4 protein-coding genes are annotated in these 5,414 nt (G+C 71.1%); all 4 read right to left on the reverse strand.

Annotated elements, in window-relative coordinates:
- Positions 1-173: 173 nt before the first annotated feature.
- The 4 genes from ACFUN8_RS36845 to ACFUN8_RS36860 all read right to left on the reverse strand — a co-directional run bounded on the left by ACFUN8_RS36845 (position 174) and on the right by ACFUN8_RS36860 (position 5,243).
- Entirely contained in the window at positions 174-1,685 is a 1,512-nt protein-coding gene (locus ACFUN8_RS36845) for a PH domain-containing protein (protein ID WP_383647664.1), read from the reverse strand.
- Positions 1,682-2,179, reverse strand: coding sequence for a PH domain-containing protein (locus ACFUN8_RS36850; RefSeq protein WP_383647667.1), 498 nt, complete (start codon positions 2,177-2,179; stop codon positions 1,682-1,684). The genes ACFUN8_RS36845 and ACFUN8_RS36850 overlap by 4 nt, the downstream gene beginning before the upstream one ends.
- Positions 2,180-2,183: 4 nt before the next feature.
- Complete coding sequence (gene pgi / locus ACFUN8_RS36855) at positions 2,184-3,863, reverse strand: glucose-6-phosphate isomerase (protein WP_383647669.1); 1,680 nt, start codon at positions 3,861-3,863, stop codon at positions 2,184-2,186.
- A 69-nt stretch (positions 3,864-3,932) separates the two neighbouring features.
- A complete protein-coding gene (locus ACFUN8_RS36860) occupies positions 3,933-5,243 on the reverse strand; it encodes an MFS transporter (protein WP_383647672.1) in 1,311 nt (436 codons plus the stop codon).
- Positions 5,244-5,414: the final 171 nt, after the last annotated feature.

Genomic DNA, 5,414 nt, shown 5'->3' on the forward strand with positions numbered 1-5,414 from the left:
GAGCGGGGTCCGGGGCGGAGCCCCGAAATCCAGCCCGCCCGGCGATTGAGGGCACGGCCGAAGGCCGTACGGGGTCCGGGGCGGAGTCCCTCACGCGGCGGAGCCGCATATCGACACTGCCGGGAAGGGGCGGGTAGGGGAACAGGCCCGCGCAACGGCCGGCCCCGCCACGACTACCGCTCCAGGAACGGCTCCAACAACCCCGGCACCGCCTCCGCCGCGAACGCCAACCCCTCCCCCACCCCCACGTCGTGGACGGCATACGCCCCCTCCCCCGCCGCGGTCGTCGCCAGCAGCGTCACCAACCCCGCCCGCCGCTGAAAGTACGACTGCTTGACCGTCCACCCGACAACCCCGCCCCGCTGCAGCGCGACGGTCGACCGCCGCACCGTCCCCGACCGCGCCACCAGATACCCCCCGCTGAGCCCGTGGCCCAGATTGCGGTACGCGTCGAGCGCCAGCAGCACCGCGACCGGCAACAGCACCGCCGCGCACCCCGCGGCTATGGGCAGCAGCGTGTCGCTCACGAGCACGCCGAGGATCACCAGTACCAGCACCGGCACCAGCGCCGAGCCCACCGCCCAGCGCAGCCGTCGCCCGCGCGCGGCGACCGGGTGCGGGACGAGACCCGTCGCGCGCGTCGGGGACACCGTCTCGCGCAGGACCCGCGCCGCCACCTCGTCGGCCGTCGCCTTCGGCGCGGCCGGCAGCAGCGTCTTGAGGTCGGTGTGTTTGTCCTCGTCGTCCTGGGCGATCCCCGTGGCGACGGCGTCGACCCGCGCCGCGCCGACCAGCCGCACGCCCAGCGGCTCGACCAGCTCGACGCCCCGCAGCCTGCGTTCCTCTATCGAGACGGACCGTGATGTGAGGAGCCCGCGCCGCACCCGCAGGGTGCCGCCGGGCTCGCGTTCCAGCCGGTAGTTCCACCACATCTCGACCCAGAGACCGAGCGAGCCGACTATGCCCGCGAGGAGCGCCGCGGCGAAGAGGACCACGACGATCATGAGGACCGAGGTGTCCCGGAACCGGTCGCCGATCCAGTCGATCACCTCGTTCTGCACCCCGAACCACTCGCTGACCTGCATCACACCGCCCGCCGCCGCCCCGCCCAGCAGGGGCGCCACGAAGGAGACCGGCGCGTACCGGATCCAGCCGGGGTCGAGGACGGCCAGCATGCCGTCCGGGTGCGACTCGGAGGCCGACGAGGTGCGGTCCAGCAGTTCCGTACGGAGGCGCTCCCCCTCCGCCTGGGTGACCGGGTCGAGTTCCAGGGTGGATTCGCCGCCGGTCTGCTCACCCGTACCGATACGGACCTTCACCAGGCCGAGTATCCGCAGCAGAAGGTTGGCCGTGAGGTCGACGGTCCTGATCCGTTCACGGCCCAGCGAGCGGCGCTTGACCAGCAGCAGCCCGGTGTGGAGTTCGGCCCGGTCGGGACCGATGCGGTAGCGGGTGCGGCGCCAGCGGACGTAGTCGGCGCCGGTGCCGCAGACGATCAGCAGCAGGGCCGCGGGCAGCACCCAGGCGAGCGCGCGCCACACCCCCATGCCGCCGGACAGGCCGACGACGGTGGGCACTCCGGCGCCCGTCGCGACGCTGCTCATGACGGCGGTGGTGACCAGCAGGGTGCGCCTGTCGAGCTTGCGCCACTCCTCCCCGGGCGCGGGCACGGCGGCCGTGCTCACGTCGCGTCCCCGGGTGTCGCCTGGGTGATGTGTGTCAGCTGTTCGGCCAGTTCGGCGGCCAGCTCATGGCCGAGCCCCTCGATCCGCACCGCTCCTTTGGAGGACGCGGTGGTGACGATGACGGTGGAGAGCTTGAACAACTGCTCCAACGGGCCCCGTACGGTGTCCACGGTCTGGATCCGGGACATCGGCGCGATCCGCCACTCCTGCCAGAAGTAGCCGGTACGGACGTAGACCGCCTCGTCCGTCACCTCCCAGCGGTGGACCCGGAACCACCACATCGGCATGACCACCGTGCAGACGAGTCCCAGCACCGCCACGACGGCGGCGGGGACCAGCAGCCACGCGCGGGCCGGGGATATGAGCCAGCCGAGCACCGCGAGAACGGCCACCGGCACCAGGGTGAGCAGCAGCCACCGTGCCCGCCACCAGGCGACCGCCCTCTCGTTGAGCGTGTTGCTGGGCGGCCTGAGCCGCCGCTCCCCCTTGGTCATCGGCTCAACGCCCCCGCAGTACCCGGTACTTCGCGACCAGCTCCGCCGTCGACTGGTCCAGCGGCTTGTCGGCCGAGCTGTCGCGCCCGCCGTCGATCTGGGTGAGGATCGGCTCGATCTCCTTGGCGAGGACCTTGCCCAGTTCGACGCCCCACTGGTCGAACGAGTCGATGTTCCACACCGCGCCCTGGACGAAGACCTTGTGCTCGTAGAGCGCGATCAGCTGGCCGAGTACGGAGGGGGTCAGGGACTCGGCGAGGATCGTGGTCGTCGGGTGGTTGCCCCGGAACGTCTTGTGCGGCACCAGTTCGTCGGGGACGCCCTCGGCCCGGACCTCGGCGGGCGTCTTGCCGAAGGCCAGCGCCTGGGTCTGCGCGAAGAAGTTGGCCATCAGCAGGTCGTGCTGGGCGATCAGCCGGTGCGGCAGGTCGTCGACCGGCCGGGCGAAGCCGATGAAGTCGGCGGGGATGATCTTCGTACCCTGGTGGATCAACTGGTAGTACGCGTGCTGTCCGTTGGTGCCCGGCGTGCCCCAGACGACCGGCCCGGTCTGCCACTCGACCGGCTCGCCGTCGCGGTCCACGGACTTGCCGTTGGACTCCATGTCGAGCTGCTGGAGATACGCGGTGAACCGGGACAGGTAGTGGCTGTACGGCAGGACGGCATGCGACTGGGCGTCGAAGAACGACCCGTACCAGACCCCCAACAGGCCGAGCAGCAGCGGCACGTTGGACTCGGCGGGCGCGGTGCGGAAGTGCTCGTCGACGAGGTGGAAGCCGTCGAGCATCTCGCGGAAGCGGTCGGGGCCGATCGCGATCATCAGGGAGAGACCGATGGCGGAGTCGAACGAGTACCGCCCGCCGACCCAGTCCCAGAACTCGAACATGTTCGTGGTGTCGATGCCGAATTCGGTGACCTTCTCACCGTTCGTGGACAGCGCCACGAAGTGCTTGGCCACGGCCTCCTGACCGGCCTGCAGCTCGGTCAGGAGCCAGTTGCGGGCCGAGGTGGCGTTGGTGATGGTCTCGATGGTGGTGAACGTCTTGGACGCGATGATGAACAGCGTCTCGGCGGCGTCCAGATCGCGCACGGCCTCGTGCAGGTCGGCGCCGTCGACGTTCGACACGAAACGGACCGTCAGGTCGCGGTGGGTGAAGGACTTCAGCGCCTCGTACGCCATCGCGGGGCCCAGGTCGGAGCCGCCGATGCCGATGTTGACGATGTTGCGGATCGGCCGGCCCGTGTGGCCGAGCCACTCGCCCGCCCTGACCTTCTCGGAGAAGGCGGCCATCTTGTCGAGGACGGCGTGCACGCCCGGCACGACGTTCTCACCGTCGACCTCGACCACCGCGTCGCGCGGGGCGCGCAGCGCGGTGTGCAGCACCGCCCGGTCCTCGGTGGTGTTGATCTTCTCGCCGCGGAACATCGCGTCGCGCAGCTCGGCGACGCCGGTGGCCGCCGCCAGGTCACGCAGCAGCGTGAGCGTCTCGTCCGTCACCAGTTGCTTCGAGTAGTCCAGGTAGAGGTCACCGACCTGGAGGGTGTAGCCGGTGCCGCGCGCCGGGTCGTCGGCGAACAGCTCCCGCAGACTCGTCTCCCCCAGCTGCTCACGGTGTTTGCCCAGCGCGCTCCACTGGGGCGTCCGGTTGAGCCTGGCGCGGCCTTCTGCCTTTTTGTCGGACATCTTGCTTCAGCCCACTTCTTCTCGTACGTGAGTGCCTGCGTGAGTGCGGTGCCCAGCTGCCCTCCCAACCTAATTGATCAGGGCGCCGAGCGAGGCGACGGCGAGCGTGAACGTACCGGCCGCCAGCAGCGCGGGCGTGTTGAGTCCCCAGGCACTCGCGACCACACCGCCGAGGAGTGCGCCGAGCGGCGCCCCGCCGATGGCGAGCGTGCGGAAGGCGGAGCTGATGCGGCCCAGCATCTCGGTGGGGCTCCGCTCCTGGATCAGGGTCGCCTGGTTCACGTTCCACACCATGCCCATGACCGCGAACACCGCCATGGCGGCGATCGCCACCCACAGTTCACGGACCGTGCCGAGCACGACGAGCGCGCAGGTCTGGACGACTCCGGCGACGAAGACGCTCCGTATCCGCCCGATGCGGACGGCGAGCCGCGGTGCCACCAGTCCGCCGGCGACGCTCGCGACACTGAACCCGGTGAGGACCGCCGCGTAGCCGCTGTTGCCCGCGTCCAGCCAGCCGGTGACGTGCAGGACCAGGGTGGCGATGAGGGCGCCCATGCCGATGTTCGACAGGGCGGTCGCGACGGACAGTCCCCGCAGCGCGCTGTCGCGCCACAGGGCGCGCATTCCTTCCGCCATCTCCGCGCGCAGGGTGCCGCCGGCCGCCTTCGGGGCCTTCGCCGGTGCGTCGGTCCGCAGGGAGGCGATGAGCAGCGCGCCGACGACATAGGTGGCCGCGTTGACGGCGAACGGGGCGGAGGCGCCGAGGATCAGGAGCGCGGGCACCAGCGGCGCCGCCAGGAAGCCGCTCGCGACGTGCTGGCCGGTCATGAGGCGGGCGTTGGCGCCGGCCAGCGTGTCACGGGGGACCACGGCGGGCAGCAGGGCCGTGGCGGCGTTGTCGAAGAGCGTCTGGAAGGTGGTCAGCAGGAAGGCGAGGGCGAGCAGCAGCGCGATCGTGCCGTGGTCCAGCGCGACCGCGAGGGCGAAGCCCGCCATCAGTACGCCGCGCACCAGGTCGACGGCCCACATCGCCCGGCGCTGGTCCACCCGGTCGGCGACGGCGCCGCCCAGCAGCCCGAACAGCAGCCAGGGCAGATAGCCGCAGGCGGTCACGGAGGCGATGAGCAGGGGGTCGTCGGTCAACGAGGCGGCGAGCAGCGGGAGTGCGGCGTTACGCAGCGAGTCACCGAAGCGGGAGACGACGGCCGCGCTCCAGAGCCGTCCGAATCCTCCGCGCCACGCGGGCGCCGACGCCTTCCGGTCCGCGGCGGTCTCGGGCGAAGCCGTCCCGGCCGCGGCGGTCTCGGTCGCCGTCGTTGCCTCGGCTGTCGTCTTCTCGGCCGCCGGCCCGCTCGCCGTCGCCTCGTCCGTCGTCACAACTCTCCCTTTCGGTCTTCCTGTTCGGACCGTAGGGGATGCCACTGACAATCGACCGTCCGCGAAAGCGGCTCCGGCCGGGCCACCGTGGGGGTCCGGCCGCGGAAGAGTAAAAATAAGTCCACCCCGGTTTGGGCGGGCTGGGGGCCGACACGCCAAGCCCGCCACGGC

Origin of the sequence: Streptomyces sp. NPDC057307 (assembly GCF_042667665.1) — a bacterium.
Classification (GTDB): Bacteria; Actinomycetota; Actinomycetes; order Streptomycetales; family Streptomycetaceae; genus Streptomyces.